This window comes from Bradyrhizobium barranii subsp. barranii, assembly GCF_017565645.3.
GTDB lineage: Bacteria > Pseudomonadota > Alphaproteobacteria > Rhizobiales > Xanthobacteraceae > Bradyrhizobium > Bradyrhizobium barranii.
Genome location: NZ_CP086136.1, coordinates 7481040 through 7501230, shown reverse-complemented (window position 1 = coordinate 7501230; position 20191 = coordinate 7481040). Strand labels below are relative to the sequence as shown.

The window sequence follows — 20191 nt, the reverse complement described above, 5'->3', positions numbered from 1 at the left end:
AGTCAAGGAAGATTTCCAAAAATCGGAAATCGGCGCCTATTTGCTCTTCTTGCGAGGGCGTGCCGACTTGGCGCGCAGCCGCTCGAGTTGGCCCTTGGGCATGGACAGGCAGATCTCGCCGACCCACTCGAGCTTGACGCCGACGATCGGCTTGGCGTTGAAGCTGTTGAGATTGACGACGGAGGGAGTTTTCCCGCGTTCGATGGTCTTCAAATAGCGTTCACCGGTCTTGAGCCGGACCACGGCCTCTTCGCCGTAGAAGCTCGACAGCGGATGGCGCTGGTCCTTGTAGACGACGATCACGTCGCCGCTCTCGTATTTGGGCAGCATCGAATCGCCAACGATCTCGAAGGCGACGGTCTCTTCCATGATCGGGAACGGCAGCGCGATATCGCCGAGGCCTTCCGGGGGAACCTGTTCATAATCGGGCTCGATCACCGCGCCGGCCCCGACGCGGCCCATGATCGGCGCGAGATTGAGCTCAAGATATTCCATGATGGGAATGATTTCGGACGCCTTCACCAGGCGCTCGCCGCCCAGGATCTCCGACACCGCGCCGGGCCGCACGCCCATGGCCGCCGCCAGGCCGCCCTTGCTTTTGCCCGTCTTCTCCAGGCCCCGCTCGATCATTGCAACGTCCAACATGGTGATTCCCTCGATTGCCCATCGTCCCGCCTCTTGTAATCCGAAATTCGGAATTGATGCAATTATGAATATCAGAATTGTCGCTTGATAGTTGCTTCGGAATAACGGAATGTACGCCCCGCCTCGCGATCGAGCGATCGGAGGAGGCGCATCACAGGACAGCAGCATGGAACCGGGTCATTGGCCGTCGGAGCACTCCGACGCGCTTCGCGACTATTTTCTCAAGGGAATGTCTTATGCGGAGATCGGAAGACAGATAAACGGAAGGTTTGGAACGGCTTACACACGCAACGCGGTGGCCGGCCGCGCCAAGCGGCTGGGACTCGCGGCGCCGTCGCGGATGACGAGTCCATCGATCGTGCCGTCCTTGCCGTCAGGAGCCTGTCTCATCGGGCCGCCCCGTGCGGCGGTGCCGAACCTGAACTTGCCACCGAAATCCGCAATGAAACCCGCGCGGGTCAAGTTGCGCTGTGTCGGCGTCCAGCCCCGCCTGGTCGCGCTAGGCGAACTCGGGCGCGACGACTGCCGCTATCCCTATGGTGGCGACAAGGACGGGGAGGGGATCGCCTTCTGCGGCCATCCGCGCCAGCCGGGCTCCAGCTATTGCACGCCGCATGCTCGCCTGACGCGAAGGTCTGAGGCCGCGGCTGCTCGCGCCGCCGGTCCCGTCGTCTTGAGGCTGATCTCAGCCGCCTGACGGGACCACTATCCATCCAATTTTGCGAGGAGTATCCGAGTGGCAGGTGCACGACGCAACAAGTCCTACAGATTGACTGGAATCTACGATCGGCGCTCGCGCGAGGTGCCGTTCAATGCCGAGGTGGCGGAGGTCGAGGTCGACAATCCGCTGGCGCTCGATGCCGGCGAGAAGATCGTCGCCGTCCGCTCGATCCGCGGCGATCCGCTCGGCCGGTTGCACGCGCATCACCAGATCGACGAGGCGCAATATCGCGGCGGACGCGCCTTCCAGGACGACTGGGAGAGGGCGGAGCGCGGGCCCCAGGCGGTGGACCCGACGCGCGAATATGTCGATGGCACGCGCTCGCGCGAGCCCGTCACCGAGGACCAGCGCCAGGCTGTGCTGCGCCTGAACCGGGTCGAGCGCGAACTCGGTACCGACGGCGCCGCGCTGGTGCACGACGTCCTGGTGCTGGGGCTGACCATGGATCAGATCGGGGAGCGGCGCGCTGTCCGTACCCAGCGCTGGAACGACTATTTCGCGCGGCGCTTTCGCGAATGCCTGGACCGGCTAGCGCTGATCTACGGCTTTGCGACGGAAGGCCGGGCTCGGCGCGCCAAGCAGCGTTGAGAGTCGTGGTGCGCCTGCGGGTCTCGCCGCAGGCGCGCCCGGGCCTCTTGTTACGGATGCGGCACGATCTGGTAAGGCGTCGTGTAGGGCTCGACACGGAGAGACGCGTTGGCCAAGAGCCCGATCTTCGCGGTCGGCGCCTGTTGCAATTCGCCGTTCGGGCCGCGATGCACGTTGTACTGCCAGACCGTGAGATCGCCCTTCTGCGCCAGCGCATGCGCAACCGCGCTCGCATCATTGCCGCCGAGCGCCTGGAGCTCCTCCGTCGACAATCCGACGACGATTTCGTCCTTGATGGTGACGATCTTGAACAGATTCATCCTGGTCTCCTGCGCCCATGCGCCTTGTATCGAGAAAGTGAGAAGCGCGATCGCGCCGCCCTTGATGAGATCGCAGCGGGAAAGCATGCTGTCGTCCTTTGGTGCTGAGGCGCGCCCGAATTGAGAAGTCCGTCAGCCATGGCGCCCGTGGTCCGCGTGGCCGCATCGCAACCGCTTGGTCGTTCAATCTTGAACGACGGTTCATTGGCGGAGATATCTTCGAACCGATGAACCCTGGTGCGGGGAACCGAGTCCAAGCCGAGCAGCTCAAAGGGGGGCTTCACTGGCGGACGGATCAAGACGCTGCAGGCCGGCTGCGCGGCTCGACGTTCATTTCGCCGACGATACAACCGCCGAGGTCGGACTCAACAATTACGTGTATACGCTGAAGAAACTTTAATCTGGCCTCGTTCACACCGGAAACACGGCGAAACGCCGCATCGATTGACAGCCACCTCGGCCGTGTGCGTGAGTGATGCCGCTTCTTGACGCAGGTGGGTGACGACGGTCCATATTCCTGTTATCCGGAATTGCCGTGGTGCGATGCGGACGAAGCATCGCTACGGCGACGGATGGGCTTGCCGGAAGGGTTGTTTCTTGACATAATTGCAACCTGTTCGGTTGAGCCAGTATATGGTTCAGCGTGTTAACCCACCGGGTGCCCCGGCCGAGATCTCAGGGCCACCATGGCGTCCGGTCATGGTGTTCGGTTCTCGAGCGAGAACTCGACGTCTGATCACGAGGGCTGATGCTTGTCATAGGTGCGAGATGAAAAACCTCAATTTCGCGGCTGAACTGCACCTCAAGCTCGGCGCGCCTGCAAGCAGCACCGTTGAAAGTCTGCGCCTGCTTCGCGCGTTCCTGAAGCTCGGGCCTCGACAGCGTTTCGAGGTCATCAAGCTGGTCGAAGACCTCGGCACCGAAGAAACCCTTCCCGAGCACCCCCTATCCTGCCCCCCGGCCGCGCGCCGGCCTTACGCCTCGTCCCTCGTTTTCCTGCCGGAGCGGACCGCCGGGCGACGTTTGCCCCCAGGCTGCCGCTGGAATGCGGTCCGGCAAGTGTGGTATTCAGTTGGGAAAAACGGGGAGGAGTATGACCATGATCGAACCGAAGCTCGAAGTCCCGGCCGAACTGCGCGACCTGGCCGAAAAGACGATCGACCAGGCGGAACAGGCGTTCGGCATGTTTTTCGAAGCTGCCACCAAGTCGATGACGTCGGTTCCCGGAGCGGGTACCGAAGTGTCCAAGCAGGCGCTCGCGTTCACTGAGCAGAACATGAAGTCGGCGTTCGAGCACGCGCGCAAGCTCGTGCATGCCACCGACCTTCAGGAAGCGATGCGAATCCAGTCCGACTTCCTGCGCAGCCAGTTCACCAGCGCCGGCGACCACATGCGCCAGATGACCGGGAGTTTCATGCAGCCCGGCAAGGGAAAGTCCTGAGTTCCGGTGTGCGCCGCGTGCCCGCCAATTGATCCTGCGTGACGCCGCGCTCAGCCGCAGCACGATCCCGGAAATTGCGAGAGATCGATGCGGGCGATGATCGACCGCAGCAGCTTGCGGGTCGCACGATAGAGATACCGCGCGATTGCCGGTGTCCTCGCAGCTGGCAGGCCAAGGCCTGCCGTATCGAGACGTTTCGTATCGAGGCTTTCGATGGAGTGCGACACGTGCCCCTCCGGGATGGTGAGGCCCTTCCTATCGTCGCCAGTCTGGAGCTGCCTTGATCTGCCGCAAAGGGGGCCCGGCTAGTAGTCGCCGGGGTTCATGATCATCGGGCTTCTGGTGTCAGCCGGCGCGAGCGAGCTGCTGGCACTGTCACGCAAGAAGCGGTCGAGTGTCGCCTGGATCTTCTCCTTGACCGCATCGGGACCGCGATCGCTCATCTCGGTGTGCTGAGCACCGGTATGGACGATGTCGATGCCGCGCGCTTTGGCCTCTTCAGGCGTCGGCAGCACGCCCGGGTCGGTCTGGAAATGCGGATCCTTGGAGCGGAACGACAGGATCTTCAGGTTGTCGCTGAGCACGAAGGGCACCCGCAGATTGTCGAGCGTGATCACCTTCGACACGATCTCCGGGTGCTGATGGGCGACATACATCGAGACGTCGCCACCGTTGGAATGGCCGACGAGGGTGATGTGGTCGTAGTCGGTGTTTTCCTGCCGTCGCTTCAGTTCGGCCAGGGCGAAAAGGATGTTGGCCTCGCAGCGGATATAGACCTCGCGCCGCCCGACATATTGCTGACCGACATGGGTCATCAACGGCGGATCGCTCGGCAGGTCCTGCTGGATGCTGGCAACGAGATAACCGCGCGCCGCGAGCACGTTGGCGAGGAAGGAATACTCGGTCGCCTTGACGGTGTTGCCGTTGCTGATGATGGCGAGCGGGAGCTTCCAGAGCCCGAGATTGGCCTTGGTCTCGTAGTCGCGCCGCACCGCGATCTCGACCGAGATCGGCCGTTGGCGCGAGGCATCGAACAGGGTCAAAATCTCATGTCGGATCGCGAACCGGCTGACCACGAAATACTGGCCGACGCCGAGCACGCAGAGAAAGGCCAGGATTGCAAACACCCTCTTCATGGTTCCGTCCCAATCACTTTCGACTGAAAATGGTCATTGCAAGCCCCCGGATCGAGCGATCGTGAGCAGGTTACGGGATTAAATTTAGGCAAGTCTGTGAGCAAGGCCGCAAAAGGGCCGCATGCCGGGTGTGCTCAAAGCGCGGCAGCTAGAGGCAGCCGCCCCTGCCGCGTTCAGGGCAGAGCCGGAATACGCTCGAGAGGGTGAACAGGAAGCGTGGGCTGCGGCGCTCGTTGTCTGGCGCCCGGTAGCTCAAGGGGACGGCTACGCCGAGATCGGCTTGAAGATCATCCGGCAGAAAGAACCGCACGCCGGCTCCGGCCGATGTCAGCGACAGGCCGTCGCTCAGGCGGTAACCGTCGTTCCAGACTGCGCCGGCGTCGCCAAAGGCGTAGAGCTGATAGCCGGTCCAGTAGCGGAAATTGAGCTTCTGGTCGAAGCGCAGCTCGAGCGAGCCGGCAAGACCGTTGTCGCCGCTGATCTCGGCCGCGCCATAGCCCCGGCCGAAAGCCGCGCCGCCGAGATAGAACTGCTGCGAAATGAACAGCGGCCGCGATGCCGTCTGGCTGGCCGCGGACAGCTTGAGCGACCAGGCGTCGTTGAGGGTCTGGTAGCGCGTGAACCAGAGGTTCAGCACCGAGAAGTTCGACGCGGCGCCGTCGCGCGACAGCAGATCGTCGTCGAAATGCGAGGCACCGAAGATGTCGAGACCTTGGCGGTAGGTCAGCGTCGCGAAATTGGTGCCGCCGAAGCGATCCTGGAGCCGGTAATCGGCGGTCAGGCTCGCGGTCCTGATGTGGTCGTTGTACCAGGGGCCGTAAAGATCGTGCTCGGACACGTTGCTGAAGGTGCCGGCCAAGGTCAGCGTCAACGCCGATGATTGCGACATGAAGGGCACGGTGCTTGCCCGCAGCTCGAACGCCTCTGTCGTGGTGATGTCGCTGTCGAGGCGGCGGGCGTCACCCGGCCGGACCGCGCTGTACAGGACGGAAGCGCCGAGGCGCACGCCGTCGACGCCGACGGGCGCGTCATAGGATAATCGCGCAAAGCCAAGCTCACGCGGGTCGTTGGCAATGGTCGACAGGTTGACCGCCAGCGTATCGCCGGGCGTGAGGTAGGAGTTGAAAGCGCCGGTCGCGTAGGTCTGCCACGGGCCGACCGACGATGAGCCCAAATTATCCACGCCGAAGGACGAGAAGACGTGCCAGGTTTTCAAATGGACGATGAGGCGAAAGCGGCCGGTGGCACCGCCGATCTCCTCGAGCGCGGTGTCGGTGATCCGGATGCCCGGCCCGCTGTTGATGAGGAAGAGCTGACGTTCGAGCGTTGCCAGGCGCGACGGCTGCTCGGCGAGAACCGGCCCCAGCATCGGCCTCACGCCAAACTGCTCGGCGCCGTCGCCTTTCAGCTCTGCCTGCACGATGGCGCCTTCAATCACCTGGATCCGGACGCGGCCGTCGGCGATGTCCTGCGGCGGCACGATCGCCCGGCTCAGATGGAAGCCGTCTGCGCGGTAGAGATCGCTGATCGCGCCGGCGATCGCGGCGAGGTCGGCTTGCGAGACCTTCTTGCCGAGATAGGGCTGATAGGCTGCGGCGATGCGATCGCGGGGAATGGCTTGGGCGCCGCTGACATCGATCCCGCGCAACACGAATTGCGGTTTCGTATCCCCGCCTGTGTTGGGCCGGCCGACCGCCGGCAGCGTGACCGGAGGACGGCTCAGCGATTCCTGCTCGGTTTGGTTTTCAAAGTATTTCTCGGGCTGCCGCGGATCGAAGCCGGGCTGGTTCGCCTGTTGGGCGAACGCCTGCGAAATTCCCGTGAAAATCGGTGCCGCCAGCGCCAGTGCCATAAGGAGATGCCGCTTCTCAATGCGCGCAACGAGCCGCTCCCCGTAGTTTAACGGAGCAGTGCACAAGAGCCGGTAAGAGTTCGTTAGCTGCATGATTTTTCTTAGTTTTTTATGGTCAATGAATGGTTAATGCAGCCACTGGACTTGCCGCTTCCCGCTAATTCTCTCTTGAGTGATTTCGGATACGCCTCAGCACTGGCTGTAATGCGGGACTGAGGATCGTGATGCTGGGCAGAGTTGGAATGCGGTGCGCCTTCGTGGCCGCGCTGATCCTGGGTACGGCCTCGTTCGCATCTGCCGCGGACGATGGCGTCTGGTCAGTCAGCAAGTCCTCGGGTGAGGTCTGGCTTGCCGCCAACGGCGCGCAGCCTGTGTCATTGACCCAGGAAGGGACGCTGAGGGCCGATGATACCATTCGCACCGGACGCAACGGACGCGTGCTACTCGTCCGCGGCGAGGAATCGATTTTGATCTCCCCGAACTCGGTGGTCGGTTTGCCGGCCGAGAAGAAGGAAGGGCTCTCGACCACCATCATCCAGCAGGCGGGTTCGATCCTGCTCGAGGTCGAGAAGCGCAACGTCAAGCATTTCGAGGTCGAGACGCCGTATCTCGCCGCCGTGGTCAAGGGAACGCAATTCAGCGTCACCGTGAATGCTGGCAGCACCAAGGTCGGCGTGCTCCGCGGCCAGGTTGAAGTCTCCGACTTCAAGTCCGGACAGATCGCACAGGTCATGCCGGGACAGGCCGCCACCTCCTTTGAGCACGGCAAGCCCGGCCTCAGCCTGAGTGGTGCCGGCACCTTCAATCCGATCGAGCACGGCAAGCCGCGCGCCTCGACGATCGAGCGAGTCCCGGTGCCGAAATCGGGCCTGTCGGCACCGCGCAATGCGGCGAGTGGCCATGCGATCCATGCGCTCGGTCCGATCGACAAGGGGACCAAGGCGGCCGGCGCGCCGGCGCAATCGCATCAAGCGGCCGGCGGTCAGACGCCCAAAGGTGGCGTCGTGCGCATCTCCAGTTCGCTCGGCGAGGTCAAGCTGAACGTCCACAAGGTCACGAACGGGCTCGCCCACGGCGCCGTGACAACGGGGCACGTGCGCAATGCGAACGCCAGCACCGGGACCGAGACGGTGTGGAGCGATACGAAGGCGAGCACGACGACCACGGCCGCCAACAGCTCCAACGTCACGGCGATTACGGTGAGCAGTAGTGCACCCACGGCCAGTGCAACGTCGACGTCGTCAAATACGACGACGACCGTTGCGACCACCGCTGGTTCGACCAGCGATGTATCCGGCGGAAGCTCTGGGAGCGGAAGCAACGGGACTGGTACGACCAGCAACGGAAGCGGCGGCACCGGCAATAATGGCAACAACGGCAACGGGAACAGCGGAAACGGGAATAACGGCAACAACGGTAACGGCAATCATGGCCACCACTACGGTTGGTATTGGGGCAGAGGCCATCGCTAGGACCGTGTCGTCGGCATAGGGGAGCGCCCGGCGGCAGGGACCGCCGGTGCAGGGGAGCAAAGTGAAACGCCATCGGCCGCATATTCTTGTCATGATCGCGCTTGCGGTCGTGCTGTCCACGGGGTGGCACGGCGCGCTTCGCAACGCGCTCACCGATCTGCGCTTCGCCTGGCAATCGCGTACGGCCAGCGGCAATGTCGTCGTGGTGGCCATCGACGCACCCTCGATCGACCAGATTGGAATATGGCCCTGGCCGCGCCGGCTCCACGCGGAGCTGTTGCACAGGCTCGAGGCGGCAGGGGCACAGGACGTCGCCTTCGACGTCGATTTCAGCACACCATCGGATCCGGCCTCTGACGAAGCCCTCGTCACCGCGCTTCGGGAGGTCGGCGGTTCGACGATCCTGCCCTCCTTCAAGCAGCCGACGCCGAATGGTGGCGCGGTTCACATCAATCGTCCACTGAAGCCGTTCAGCAACCAGTCGTGGCCGGCCGTCGTCAATGTTGCGATCGAATCCGACGGGCTCGTGCGCCGCTATCCGGTCGGAGAGAGGCTTGGTGATGCCGTGATGCCGTCGATGGCCGTCGTGCTGGCCGGGCAGGACGCCAATCGGCGGCCCCCCTTCCTGATCGATTTCGGCATTCGTGCGGCCTCCATCCCAAGTGTCTCCTATTTTGACGTGCTGCGCGGCGATGCCGCGACCTTGGACAAGCTGAGAGACAAGAAGATCATCGTCGGTGCTACCGCGCTCGAACTGGGCGACCGGTTCAGTGTTCCCAACGGCAAGATCGTCTCTGGGCCCGTCCTCCAGGCCCTGGCGGCGGAATCGATCCTCCAGAACCGGATGCTGCACTGGACGTCCGATGTCGGCATGATCATTGGCTTAGGCCTGATCTGCCTGGCGATGATGTATTCGTGGCGCCGTTCCGCACCGGGCGTCCGTGTCACCATCCTCGTCGCCGCAGGAGCGGGTGTGGAACTTGCCGCTGCGCTCGTGCAGGCAAGCTGGCCGCTCATCATCGACACGTCGCTGTTTCACATTGCGATCATTGCCTATCTGACGGCGATTGCACTCGACGAGATCGATTTCCGTAGTCTCCTGGGACGTATTGCCGAGAGCCGCTTTCATCGTATCGCGATGTCGCTCGGCGACGGTCTGATCTGCACCGACGAAGATCACCGGATCACGGTGTGGAATCCGGGCGCCAGTGCGATCTTCGGTTACATGCCGACCGAAATGATCGGGCGTCCGTTCGAAACGCTCTGTGCGGAGCCCGCCGGCGGTGGCGCAAAGGCATTTGCCATGCGCGATGCTGCGCGCCAGGCGCTGTTGGTGCCCGGCGGTGCCGTCGTCGTCGAGTTCCAGGGGCGGCGGAAGAACGGCGAGACGTTCCCGGTCGAAGCGAGCTTTTCGGGCTGGCAGGGCACGGACGGCTTCCAGTACGGAGCGATCCTGCGCGACATCTCGGTCCGCAAGCGCGAAGCCGAACGCGTCAGGTATCTCGCCGAACATGACGCGTTGACCGGTCTTGCCAACCGCAACATGCTGCATGCGAGCCTCGCCAATCTGATCGCCGCGGCGGAGCCGCGATCGTCCGACGTCGCGCTGCTTGTGCTCGGCCTCGATGGCTTCCAGCAGATCAACGACATGCTTGGACATTCGGCCGGCGACCTCGTGCTGCGGGCCGTCGCGGAGCGCCTCCGGACCAAGGTCGGTGGCAAGGCGGTCGTAGCCCGGCTCAGCGGCGACGAGTTCGCCATCGCGCTTGATTGTACGGAGGCTGGCGAGCCGATTGTGGAGTTTGCCGAGCGAATCGCGCGCGCGTTCGAAGCGCCGCTCGCAACGGGCGCGCGCCAACATCGCGTCAGGATCAGCATCGGCGTCGCCGTCTATCCGGAAGGTGGGCACAACGCCGACGATCTTCTCGGCAATGGTCATCTGGCGCTGAGCAAGGCAAAGATGACACGGCGCGGCAGCCACGTGATCTTCGAGAGTGCGATCAGGCAGGAGCTGGAGAACCGGCTGACGCTGGAGAGCGAGCTGGCGCTTGCCGCGGATCGCGGCGAGTTCGAACTGTTCTACCAGCCACAGGTTCGGCTGGTCGACGGCAGCTTGCTCGGGGCCGAAGCGCTCATCCGTTGGCGGCATCCCGCGCGCGGCTATGTCTCGCCCGGGGAATTCATGCCGGTGGTCAACACCTCGTCCCTGTCCGAGCGGATCGCGAACTGGGTGATGGAGACCGCCTGTCGGCAGGCGCGAGCCTGGGAATTGTCCGGAAATAGCGTGCGCGTCGCGATCAACCTCTCGCCGTCGCAGCTCGAGTCCGGCGACCTCGCGCATTCCGTTGCGGCGCTGCTCGCGGAGACGGGGCTCACGCCGTCGCTGCTCGAGCTCGAAGTCACCGAGGATATCCTGCTGCATGACGAAAGCCGCGTGCTCGACATGTTCGAGCGGATCCAGCAGCTCGGCGTCCGCGTTCTGTTCGACGATTTCGGCACGGGCTATGCGAGCCTGAGCTATCTGAAGAAGTTTCCGCTCGACGGGCTCAAGATCGACCGGTCGTTCGTGCTTGACCTGCTCGCCGATTCCGACGACGCCGCGATCGTCGGCTCGACCATCGGTCTCAGCAAGCAGCTCGGGCTCACTGTCGTGGCGGAAGGCATCGAGAACCGTGCCACGGCCGACTTCCTGGTCAGCATGGGATGCGAGGAAGGGCAGGGATATTTCTTCGGCCGGCCAATGCCTGCCGAGGCTTTCGAGAGGCAATTCCTGCCGGCTGAACTCGAAGCCGTCAGCGCGGCCTGAATCGCTTCAACTCCGACCGCTAGCGCCGGCGTGCGACTGCCACGCCAAAGAGGAAGGCGACGAACAGACTGGCCAAGGGCGCTTCGCGCGTGATTGCTGCGACAGTCGCGAGCGGCCGGCCGGGTTTTCGTGCTTCGTCGATTGCGCCAGTGAGGCGATCGACCGCGGCGTGCAGGCCGCCTGCCACCTCGCCGATGGTGCGGGACACGTCGGTTGCGGCGTCGATGGCACGCTCGGCCATGCCGGGCGGGGGATTGGGCTGCGGTATGTCCGTGCTCAAGATCGCGACCTCCGGAATTGGCGAAGAGATGGAGGCCGGCACCTTTGGCTATCCGCGCGTGCGCTCGTTTTGAACAGCGGGTCGAGAGACCTTTGGCTATCCGCGACAGGCGCCGTTTTGAACGGCGGATGCCGGCCCTGCAGAGAAAATGCGGCGTCCCGGAATTTGTTCCGGGCGCGCGGGCCCTTTCGTCCCGTAATCCCGGGAAACGACAGATGCGAATCTCTGTTAGGCTGGCGAAGGCTTGCTGATCTCAGGAGATTGCCGTGACCGATCGGACCATGCCGGATCGAGCCCGGCGCATCGCCTTGCTCGGCGCGCCCATCGACATGGGCGCTTCGCAGCGCGGCACCTTGATGGGCCCCGCAGCGCTTCGCACCGCCGGCCTTGCGCCACTGCTCGAAAGCCTTGATTTCGAAGTCGTCGATTATGGCGATCTCTCCGTGGCGGAGGTCAGAGACCTTGCTGACAGGCCGCCCGAAAAGGCCAATCACTATCGCGAAATCCAGCGCTGGACGCGTCTGCTGAGCCGCAGAGGCCATGAGATCGCGCAGACCGGGGCGTTGCCGATCTTCCTCGGCGGCGATCACACATTGTCGATGGGCTCGGTGAATGCCATGGCGCGCCACTGGCAGGAGCGTGGACGCGAGCTGTTCGTGCTCTGGCTCGACGCCCATGCCGATTACAACACGCCCGAGACGACGATCACCGCCAACATGCACGGCATGTCGGCGGCGTTCTTGTGTGGCGAGCCCGGCCTCGACGGATTGCTCGGCGATGATCCGCGCGCCTCGATTGATCCCGACAGGCTGGACCTGTTCGGCGCGCGTTCGATCGACAAGCTCGAAAGGGAATTGATGCGCACACGCCGGATCAGGGTTGTCGACATGCGTCAGATTGACGAGTTCGGCGTTGCTGTGCTGATCCGGCGCGTCATCGAGCGCGTCAAGGCGTGCGATGGCGTGCTCCATGTCAGCTTCGATGTCGATTTCCTCGATCCGTGTGTGGCGCCGGGAGTCGGCACCACGGTGCCGGGCGGAGCGACCTATCGCGAGGCGCATCTGATCATGGAGCTGCTTCATGATTCAGGCGTGGTCGGATCGGTCGACATCGTCGAACTCAATCCGTTCCTGGACGAGCGCGGTCGCACCGCGCGCACTGCGGTAGAGCTGATCGGCAGCCTGTTCGGACAGCAGATTACCGACCGTCCGACGCCGAGTAACGCGATCGCACCGGGCGAGTGACGCCGAGAGCTGTTTTGCATCGCGAAGAACGGAATGGCTGTTGCGGCTGGCTGATCTAGACCAGTCCTGGTCGAAATCGCCTGTTTTTGAAATAGGTGCGGATTGCAAACGCCCTTCGCGGAGGGTTTGATGCGGGGCGCGCTTCAGCCGAGGATCCGCAATGAGCAGCACGATCGACGCCGCCGGAAAATCCGCGAGAACTACACGCCGTCGCTTCCTGCAAGGCGGCACCGCGGTGGCGGGCGGCGCCGTTCTGGGCGCTGGTACGTCGGCCGCGGCGGAGACGGACAACCTTCCGCCCAACATTCCCGAATGGATGAAGGCGCCGGGCGAGCCGATGGGAGCCCAGCCCTATGGCGCGCCGTCACCGTTCGAGAAGGGCATCGTCAAGAACATCTCGAAGACTCTCAAGCAGTACATATCGGCCTCCAGCCGGACGCCATTGCAGGAGCTCGACGGCATCATCACGCCGAATGGACTGTTCTACGAGCGGCATCATGGCGGTGTTCCGACCATCGATCCGGCGCAGCATCGATTGATGCTGCACGGCCTCGTCGAACGGCCCCTGATCTTCACGATGGACGATCTCAGGCGCTTCCCGTCGGAGTCGCGCATCCACTTCCTCGAATGCTCCGGCAATCCCGGTTACACCAAGCCCTATGGCAAGACGGCATCGGACCTCGTGGGTCTGGTGAGTTGCGCCGAATGGACCGGCGTGAGCCTGAAGCTGTTGCTCCAGGAGGCCGGATTGAAACCGGACGCCAAATGGGTCGTCGCCGAAGGCGCTGACGCCGCCGCGCTGACACGCAGCATTCCGATCGAGAAATGCCTCGAGGACGCCCTGCTGGTCTATAGCCAGAACGGCGAGCGGTTGCGTCCGCAGCAGGGCTATCCCTTGCGGCTGTTCCTGCCCGGCTTCGAAGGCAATATGAGCGTGAAGTGGCTGCGCCGCCTGCACGTGACCGCGGAGCCCACTTATTCGCGCGAAGAGACCTCGAAATACACCGATCTCTTGCCCGACGGCACGGCGCGCGAATTTTCCTTCTACATGGAAGCGAAGTCGATCATTACGCGCCCCTCGGGCGGCCAACGCCTGAGCGCGCCTGGCTTCCACGAGATCACCGGCATCGCCTGGAGCGGACATGGCAAGATCAAGCGTGTCGAGGTTTCGGTCGATGACGGCAGGAGCTGGCAGGATGCGCGATTGCAGGAGCCGGTGTTGACGCGCGCCCTCACGCGCTTCCGCCTGCCTTGGCAATGGGACGGCAAGCCAGCCGTGATCCAGAGCCGTGCCGTCGACGAGACCGGCTATGTGCAGCCGACGCTGGCAGAGCTGCTCGCGGTGCGCGGCGAGAACTATTTCTACCACAACAACGCGATCTGGCCCTGGCGCATTGCGGCCGACGGCGAGGTGACCAATGCGCTGGCGTGAGACCTGCGGCGTTGCCGTCGCAATCGCGCTGGGTGCCTTCGCGAGCGAAGCGCAGGCGCAAAGCCCTTACGGCATCGGTCGCCCTGCGACGGCTGCGGAGATCGCGGGCTGGAATATCGATGTCGGACGTGACGGCCGCAATCTGCCGAAGGGAGGCGGTTCGGTCAGCCATGGGCGCGAGGTGTTCGCCCAGCAATGTGCCTCCTGCCATGGCGATAAAGGCGAGGGTGGCCTGGGTGACCGGCTCGCCGGTGGGCAGGGCACGATCGCAACGGCCAAGCCGATCCGTACCGTCGGCAGCTATTGGCCTTATGCGCCGACGCTGTTCGATTATATCCGCCGCGCCATGCCGCAGAACGCGCCGCAGTCGCTGAGTGACGAGGACGTCTATGCGGTGTCCGCCTATATCCTGAACCTGAACGGGCTGGTGGGAGCCGATGCGACACTCGATGCCAAATCGCTTTCGGCAGTCAAAATGCCGAACCGCGACAGCTTCGTCGGCGATGCGCGCCCGGACGTGAAAAAGTGATCGTATCGGGACGATCAGTTCCGCGCAGTGGCTCGGAACTTGCTTAAGCGAAGCGCGGAACTCGCAGGATGCGTTTGAGTTAACCCGCGAGAGGAAACAGCACGGGTCCTTCGATGACAACACATCGCTTCGCAAACTCCATGTCCTCGGCGCTTCGCCATCCCGGCGTGATCGCGCTGATCGTGGCCGGCTTGACGATTGCTGCGATGGTGATCGTCGATCACGGGCCGTGGAACCGCGCCAAGACTCAGCCGGCTCATGTTGCGATGTATGCGACGACGGGCGAGGCCGCACATGCCGCCGGCGCCAAGGTGCTTCCCACCGCACCGAAGTCGCCGGTCGAGCCGGAGCGGCCGGGGCCGAAGACATCTCCGACCGTCAATCCCGTGACGCCGTAATACGGTCCTTCAGCGTGCGGGCCGTGGTCGCGGCCTTCATCATCGTCGTTGTGTCGCAGATCTTGGCGTCGCAGAGCTCGGCGTCGCTGCCGCCGGTCGGGTCAGCCGATCGCGGACGAGCCGAGCAGAGCGAGGACGGCCAGCGCCATGATCGCGGTGCCGAGCCAGCCCAGCGCGACCAGCCGTGAGCGGGCCTTGAAGCGGCCCATGATCGCACGGCTCGAGACGATCAGCATCATCATGGCCATGACCGGCACGGCAACGATGCCGTTGAGCACCGCGCTCCATACCAGCATTTGTATCGAGTCGATGCCGGTGAAGCCGAGGCCGAAGCCGATGATGGTTGCGGCCGCGATGATGGTGTAGAAGCCGACCGCTTTTTCCGGCTTCGCCTCCAGCGTGGCGTGCCAGCCGAAAGTCTCCGCAACGGCGTAAGCCGCCGAGCCCGCCAGCACCGGGATCGCCAGAAGGCCGGTGCCGATGATGCCGAGCGCGAACAGCGCGAAGGTGAAGTCGCCGGCGAGCGGACGCAGCGCTTCGGCCGCTTCCGTCGCCGAATTGATCCTGGTGACGCCATTGCCGTTCAGCACGGTCGCCGTGGTCAGGATGATGAAGAAGGCGATGCTGTTGGAGAGCAGCATGCCGACGATGGTGTCGGCCTTGATGCGCGCGATCTCGGGGCCGCCCCCGGTTGGAAGGTCGCGCAGCGGCTTGTCGCGCTTGCCCTGGTTCATCTCCTCGACCTCCTGCGAGGCCTGCCAGAAGAAGAGATAGGGGCTGATGGTTGTGCCGAGCACGGCGACGACCATCAGGAAATAGTCGGCGCTGATCGTCGCCTTCGGCCATACCGCGGCGAGCAACGCGGTGCCCCACGGGATCTTCACGGTGAAGGCGGTGGCGACATAGGCGAACAGCGTCAGCGTCAGGAATTTCAGCACCGGCGAATAGCGGCGATAGGGCACGAACACCTGGAGCAGGGTCGAGCCCGCCGCGAAGATCAGGGCGTGCTCGTGATTGAGCCCGCCGATGACCAGCGAGAGCGCCTCCGCCATCGCGGCGATGTCGGCGGCGATGTTGAAGGTGTTGGCGATGACGAGCAGCGAGACGAGCCCCAGCACGATCCAGCGCGGCGCGAGCTGCAGGACGTTGGCGGCGAGCCCTTTGCCGGTGACCCGGCCGATGCGCGCGCTGACGAGTTGAATCGCGATCATGAACGGCAGGGTCAGAAACACCGTCCAGAGCAGCCCGTAGCCGAATTGCGCACCCGCCTGCGAATAGGTGGCGATGCCCGACGGATCATCGTCGGCTGCGCCGGTGATGAGCCCGGGCCCCAGCCGTTGCAGCAGCCCCGGCCCGGACTTCGCCGATGCTTCGGCGCTGGCGTGCTTGGCGGCGTGCTGCTTCGATCGGTTTGACAGGGGCTGACCTTCCGGCTTCCGGAATTGCGAAGTGTGCTTCAAGCGCGTCATGGCCGCAAAGTTCCTGCGTCGGCCGGCGCCGCGCCGTCTGCTGATGCCAACACCCCGTCATCCTTTGACACGTCGGGCAAAACACTTGTAGAGTAGTACCATCACAGAGATCGTTCGAGCCCGCACCGTCACCGGTTGCGGGCTCTTCCTTTTCCCTCCGTTCAAAACGGTCGCCAGCCCCGCGCGCCAGAACATGTCGCCGACGGTCGGCCGATCCCTGGTCACAGAAAGCCGTCGGCGATCAGGCAGCACTTGCTCGACGGTCTGGTTCTCATGCCAGTGGCGCCCTCCGCCCGGCGGGGTTAACGTTGTTGCTCTGATTCGCGCCTTCCGAAAATTTGGAACCAACGCTGGATGAGCGCGTTGCGGTGCCGTTTGACGGGCCGTTCCAACCCGCCCCGGCAGCAAAGTCACGGTGCGGTCCTGCCTTGCCCAAGGCGAGGCCGCGCGCGGTACGAGCAAAGAATTTGCAACGACAAAAGGGGGCACATTTGGCCGCCGATCTGGTTTTCAGAATTGCAATTGTCGGGCTGTTTCTGTTTTCAGCGGTGCTCGCTTCGATGCTGTGGCTGAACGTATGAGCCTCGACGCGTGAGCCTCGACGTATGAGTCTCGTCCTGCCGTTTGGAACGGCCGGTCCATGGTGGCGTTTGCTCTTCCATGAGGGAGGAAACGCGATGGACAATCTGACGAAGCGCGGGCAACCGGACCGCAGCAAGATCAACATGCACGAGGCCCACGAGGTCAAGTACTGGACGCACGCGCTCGGCATATCGAAGGAGGAGCTGCAGAAGGCCGTCGACAAGGTCGGCAATTCAGCCGCCGCCGTCCGCAAGGAATTGGCGACGTAACGCGTCGAGCGCATTCGCGCCGGGGGCGTGCTGCTACTTGATGCTGACGAACATGCCCCAGGCGGCGGCCAGCGCGCCGCCGGTGAAGACGACCACCGGGTTGTCGCAGAACGTGCTGCCATAGCTGCACACGTTCGCACCGAACTGGCCGAGCTCGTGATGGCTCGCGGAGTAGAACAGTCCCGACAGCACCAGCAATGCGGCGGCGACGTAATACATCGACGAAATCTCCAGCTTGCCCATGCGCCCTCGCAAGGGACATGTCCCAGCTTGGCGCGGAGAGATTTCATTCCGCCGAATCCGCACCGCCGCATTTGGATAAAATTTGAAGCGTCAGGTAAACGATGCCGTGACGCAAAAAAATGAACGCGGCCAAAGCGTGTACTCATAAATCCGCCTGTTGGCGGCACTCATCGGCTTGAGCGCGGAACCGTGCAACATCCTCCTCTGACATCCCATCGGGATAGTACAAGCCGGTTGCTGCTTCAACGCTCACTTTGGAGGCTATAGTCCGGGCGAATTTAGCCACTCCGTGATGTGCGAGCCGGTCTCTGCTTGCCTTGCTTTGCGGACCGCATACTCACGGCCGATACCAGGAGGAAGCAATTTGGCTTCTTCGCGCAGCCGCTTCGCCCGTTCGGCAAGGCGTTCTTCAAGCGTCCTAGTTTGTTTGAAACGGCGTCGCTGCTGTTGCATGGCGCTACTCCCTGTTTGAGTGGGGCGGGAGCGCGAGTAGGCGTTCTCGTCACAGATAAAAGCCGAGGGCCGTTCTGTGGTGGCTTAGGAACTCCCACACCAAGGGGCGGGTTCCGCACTAAAAGTCCGCTCTGCTGGACGGCCTTAATCCGGTCCAAAGGACCTTATGGCCTGCTCAACTTCGTCCGCCAGCCTGCTGAAATGAATATTCAGCTTGTCGTACATCTCGCGCTTGACCCTGTCGGTTGCAAGGTCACGGATCACGGCGGCATCGGCCGCATCCCTCCGAAGCTTTTCGACCGAAGTGTGAAAGTCCTTCATCGCTGGCTCCCCGCCTGCTTGAGTTGGGCGGGAGCGCTACTGGCGGTCTCATCACAGATGAACGCCAAGGACCGTGCTGCGATGGTCAACTGTGCGCTTGTCGAACGGGGAATGCCAGTCCTAATGGTGGCCGGAGCCGCCAAAGGACACGTCCGAACGAAGGCAAACGAGGTGAATGTCTGTTGAGGGTCAAAACCGGCAATACTCTGATTGAGCAAAGAATTTCTGCTAGACCCCAAAAGCCGACGTCTGCTCCTTTATGAGTACACGCCCTAGCTAGTTCAAAGGCCCGCACGTCAACGAAGCAATCTTGCCGGACGCGTTGAAGGTGAGGACCGCGCTCACGACGCCATCGCGCGCGGTATAGGAAATGGCTGCTCCATCCTCGGACGGATGGAGATCGTCCAGATGCGAAGCGGGATAATCCCTGAGGCGGTCGACCCAATAGGCGCGCAGGCCCTGCCGGGTCGAAATCCTCTTCATGCCGCCGCAGGCGCAATGGACGATCGCATCATCGGCGTACATTCCCAAAATGGTTTCGATGTCGCCGGCGCGGTAGGCATCAAGCCAGTCAACCGCAGCGGCCATCGGGTCAAAGGACATGTTTCCTACCTACGTGCCGTTATTGGCCGCAGCTTGAGGCAGGGCACCATGAACCCGAAGTGAAGATCGTATTGACTCATTGTTCATGATTTGTTCTTATTGTCCCGTCGTCAGATGGAGATCGGCCGTGGACAACCGCATCAATGAAATCCGCAACATCGTCAGAGCGTTACGCGTCAGCATGCGAGAGGCCGAGGCCATCATGCACGCGCAGATCAATCGCGACGAGGACTGCACCTTCGTGGCGGAAGAGATCATGAAGATGCGCGTCGTGATGAGCGGCCTGGTTCAGGAGCGGACACGGCTCGGCGACAGCGAGCCTATTCTCGTGCACAGCCTGTTCGTTCCGCGCCGGCCGCCGGCAACGCTGCGGACTGGTCTTGCCAAGCGCCGCCTCGTACCGCACGGAATTGAGCAGCAACGGGGCCACGCACGCCCGTGATCATGGATGGACAATCTCAGGCGGTTTCCGGCGCCGTGGGTCATGATCGCGGAAGAGGAGTGCTTCCGGGTCAAGGACGCGAACGGCTTCACGATCTGCTGCGTTCTTCATCGCGATGACCTGCACTCGTGGGGCTACCAATATGCCCACCAGTATCTATCGCGCGACGAGGCGCGACGGATCGCAACGGCAATCTCGCGATTGCCGGAGCTGTTGAAGCGTCCTCAGTATTGAGCTGTTCGCTTTGCCAGGTCCCCTTTGGAACTTCTTGCTCCAAACTGGAATTAGTTTTGTGGTCGGCCCACCGCCGATGGCCGGCCTGGAATGGCGGCTCCGGCGCCCCCCAGCCCCCCGTCCCGCGCCGGGGCCGTTTTCAGGAGTTAGGGCTGGTCCGACAAAAACACTGGGGCAGGCCCTTTTGCATCGCCGGCAGACCTTCAGCAGGCAACCGGAGATCGTCTTCGGTCTCGACGAAACACGCCTGAAACATTGCTGAAACCCGATTGTCCTGAACGCCGCGCCCGTTCGCCTCGACCAACGGAGCGAGAAGGAGACAAGTCATGATCCAGGTCGGTTCGAAGGAAGAAGTCGCGTTTCTGCTGGCGCTGTTCGGCACGCACACCCAGCCGGTCAAGCGACCGAAGCCGAAATCGCAGCAACGCTGAAGGCTGAGCCATGCCCGGTTTGGCCGATTGCCAGAGCCTCTTGCGTCTGTTGATCGCAAGGGGCGATCCGAGGGCCATTCCGCTCGCCAAAGGCGCCATCGATCAATACCTGAACACCGCGCCGGCCAGCCTCCGCGGGCGCGGCTTGCGCGTGCTCCAGCGCGACGCGCTCGACCAGCACGGTGCCGCGGTCGGGGTGCAGCGCTCCTTCGCGGAGACGGTGGACGCCTATATCGAGCGCAAGCTTGCGGAGGAGTGACACCTTCCGGTGCGGCGGTTC

General features: G+C 63.2%; 24 protein-coding genes and 1 pseudogene. 14 read left to right on the top strand and 11 right to left on the bottom strand.

Features of this window, described 5'->3' with window-relative positions; genetic code table 11:
- Positions 1-36 precede the first annotated feature (36 nt).
- The gene (locus J4G43_RS36615; protein ID WP_028152904.1) at positions 37-645 is read right to left on the bottom strand and encodes a S24 family peptidase; all 609 of its coding nucleotides are present in this window, start codon (positions 643-645) and stop codon (positions 37-39) included.
- Between the two features lie 166 nt (positions 646-811).
- Here J4G43_RS36615 and J4G43_RS36610 point away from each other — a divergent pair, with 166 nt between their 5' ends.
- Together J4G43_RS36610 and J4G43_RS36605 are read left to right on the top strand one after the other, a co-directional pair.
- Positions 812-1342, top strand: coding sequence for a GcrA family cell cycle regulator (locus J4G43_RS36610; RefSeq protein WP_208087879.1), 531 nt, complete (start codon positions 812-814; stop codon positions 1340-1342).
- Between the two features lie 39 nt (positions 1343-1381).
- Positions 1382-1954, top strand: coding sequence for a hypothetical protein (locus tag J4G43_RS36605; RefSeq protein WP_208087878.1), 573 nt, complete (start codon positions 1382-1384; stop codon positions 1952-1954).
- A 50-nt stretch (positions 1955-2004) separates the two neighbouring features.
- On the opposite strand, the gene J4G43_RS36600 is transcribed toward J4G43_RS36605, so the two are convergent.
- Complete coding sequence (locus J4G43_RS36600) at positions 2005-2361, bottom strand: hypothetical protein (protein WP_208087877.1); 357 nt, start codon at positions 2359-2361, stop codon at positions 2005-2007.
- 681 nt (positions 2362-3042) lie between these two features.
- Here J4G43_RS36600 and J4G43_RS36595 point away from each other — a divergent pair.
- Positions 3043-3225, top strand: a pseudogene (locus tag J4G43_RS36595) (hypothetical protein); the annotation flags it as partial.
- Between the two features lie 148 nt (positions 3226-3373).
- A complete protein-coding gene (locus tag J4G43_RS36590; RefSeq protein WP_014493705.1) occupies positions 3374-3715 on the top strand; it encodes a phasin in 342 nt (113 codons plus the stop codon).
- A gap of 50 nt (positions 3716-3765) precedes the next feature.
- Here J4G43_RS36590 and J4G43_RS36585 read toward each other — a convergent pair whose 3' ends face one another.
- From J4G43_RS36585 to J4G43_RS36575, 3 genes are all read right to left on the bottom strand, one after another.
- Complete coding sequence (locus tag J4G43_RS36585; protein ID WP_208087875.1) at positions 3766-3942, bottom strand: hypothetical protein; 177 nt, start codon at positions 3940-3942, stop codon at positions 3766-3768.
- Between the two features lie 78 nt (positions 3943-4020).
- Positions 4021-4851, bottom strand: a complete 831-nt coding sequence (locus J4G43_RS36580) for an alpha/beta hydrolase (protein ID WP_063982042.1) — start codon at positions 4849-4851, stop codon at positions 4021-4023.
- Positions 4852-4999: 148 nt separating this feature from the next.
- Positions 5000-6796: a ShlB/FhaC/HecB family hemolysin secretion/activation protein gene (locus J4G43_RS36575; RefSeq protein WP_208087874.1), complete on the bottom strand. Its 1797-nt coding sequence runs from the start codon at positions 6794-6796 to the stop codon at positions 5000-5002.
- A gap of 131 nt (positions 6797-6927) precedes the next feature.
- Between J4G43_RS36575 and J4G43_RS36570 the strand changes: the two genes are divergently transcribed.
- Both J4G43_RS36570 and J4G43_RS36565 read left to right on the top strand, forming a co-directional pair.
- Positions 6928-8175 (top strand): FecR family protein, encoded by a 1248-nt coding sequence (locus J4G43_RS36570; protein ID WP_208087873.1) that lies wholly within the window; start codon positions 6928-6930, stop codon positions 8173-8175.
- 61 nt (positions 8176-8236) lie between these two features.
- Positions 8237-10981, top strand: a complete 2745-nt coding sequence (locus J4G43_RS36565) for an EAL domain-containing protein (RefSeq protein ID WP_208087872.1) — start codon at positions 8237-8239, stop codon at positions 10979-10981.
- Between the two features lie 19 nt (positions 10982-11000).
- Here J4G43_RS36565 and J4G43_RS36560 read toward each other — a convergent pair whose 3' ends face one another.
- Positions 11001-11261 carry a hypothetical protein gene (locus tag J4G43_RS36560; protein WP_208087871.1) on the bottom strand — a complete coding sequence of 87 codons (261 nt, stop codon included), beginning with the start codon at positions 11259-11261 and terminating at the stop codon, positions 11001-11003.
- Positions 11262-11527: 266 nt separating this feature from the next.
- On the opposite strand from J4G43_RS36560, the gene rocF reads away from it, so the two are divergent.
- From rocF to J4G43_RS36540, 4 genes are all read left to right on the top strand, one after another.
- Positions 11528-12505: an arginase gene (gene rocF, locus J4G43_RS36555; protein ID WP_208087870.1), complete on the top strand. Its 978-nt coding sequence runs from the start codon at positions 11528-11530 to the stop codon at positions 12503-12505.
- A gap of 160 nt (positions 12506-12665) precedes the next feature.
- Positions 12666-13937, top strand: a complete 1272-nt coding sequence (gene soxC / locus J4G43_RS36550; RefSeq protein WP_208087869.1) for a sulfite dehydrogenase — start codon at positions 12666-12668, stop codon at positions 13935-13937.
- Positions 13924-14466, top strand: coding sequence for a c-type cytochrome (locus tag J4G43_RS36545; RefSeq protein WP_208087868.1), 543 nt, complete (start codon positions 13924-13926; stop codon positions 14464-14466). The genes soxC and J4G43_RS36545 overlap by 14 nt, the downstream gene beginning before the upstream one ends.
- Before the next feature lie 113 nt (positions 14467-14579).
- Entirely contained in the window at positions 14580-14864 is a 285-nt protein-coding gene (locus J4G43_RS36540; RefSeq protein WP_028153026.1) for a hypothetical protein, read from the top strand.
- 101 nt (positions 14865-14965) lie between these two features.
- On the opposite strand, the gene J4G43_RS36535 is transcribed toward J4G43_RS36540, so the two are convergent.
- Positions 14966-16333 (bottom strand): NRAMP family divalent metal transporter, encoded by a 1368-nt coding sequence (locus tag J4G43_RS36535; protein WP_225005319.1) that lies wholly within the window; start codon positions 16331-16333, stop codon positions 14966-14968.
- Positions 16334-17010: 677 nt separating this feature from the next.
- Here J4G43_RS36535 and J4G43_RS36530 point away from each other — a divergent pair.
- Positions 17011-17184 carry a DUF3606 domain-containing protein gene (locus J4G43_RS36530; RefSeq protein WP_071911790.1) on the top strand — a complete coding sequence of 58 codons (174 nt, stop codon included), beginning with the start codon at positions 17011-17013 and terminating at the stop codon, positions 17182-17184.
- A 33-nt stretch (positions 17185-17217) separates the two neighbouring features.
- Here J4G43_RS36530 and J4G43_RS36525 read toward each other — a convergent pair whose 3' ends face one another.
- The 4 genes from J4G43_RS36525 to J4G43_RS36510 form a co-directional block, all read right to left on the bottom strand.
- Positions 17218-17403: a hypothetical protein gene (locus J4G43_RS36525; protein ID WP_014493715.1), complete on the bottom strand. Its 186-nt coding sequence runs from the start codon at positions 17401-17403 to the stop codon at positions 17218-17220.
- A 285-nt stretch (positions 17404-17688) separates the two neighbouring features.
- Positions 17689-17880 carry a hypothetical protein gene (locus J4G43_RS36520; protein ID WP_208087867.1) on the bottom strand — a complete coding sequence of 64 codons (192 nt, stop codon included), beginning with the start codon at positions 17878-17880 and terminating at the stop codon, positions 17689-17691.
- Positions 17881-18024: 144 nt separating this feature from the next.
- The gene (locus tag J4G43_RS36515) at positions 18025-18201 is read right to left on the bottom strand and encodes a hypothetical protein (protein WP_208087866.1); all 177 of its coding nucleotides are present in this window, start codon (positions 18199-18201) and stop codon (positions 18025-18027) included.
- Between the two features lie 276 nt (positions 18202-18477).
- Entirely contained in the window at positions 18478-18804 is a 327-nt protein-coding gene (locus tag J4G43_RS36510; RefSeq protein WP_208087865.1) for a nuclear transport factor 2 family protein, read from the bottom strand.
- A gap of 127 nt (positions 18805-18931) precedes the next feature.
- On the opposite strand from J4G43_RS36510, the gene J4G43_RS36505 reads away from it, so the two are divergent.
- From J4G43_RS36505 to J4G43_RS36495, 3 genes are all read left to right on the top strand, one after another.
- Positions 18932-19246, top strand: a complete 315-nt coding sequence (locus J4G43_RS36505) for a hypothetical protein (protein ID WP_208087864.1) — start codon at positions 18932-18934, stop codon at positions 19244-19246.
- Positions 19247-19288: 42 nt separating this feature from the next.
- Complete coding sequence (locus tag J4G43_RS36500; protein WP_224580834.1) at positions 19289-19480, top strand: hypothetical protein; 192 nt, start codon at positions 19289-19291, stop codon at positions 19478-19480.
- Positions 19481-19921: 441 nt separating this feature from the next.
- A complete protein-coding gene (locus tag J4G43_RS36495) occupies positions 19922-20170 on the top strand; it encodes a hypothetical protein (protein WP_014493719.1) in 249 nt (82 codons plus the stop codon).
- The last annotated feature ends 21 nt before the right edge of the window (positions 20171-20191 follow it).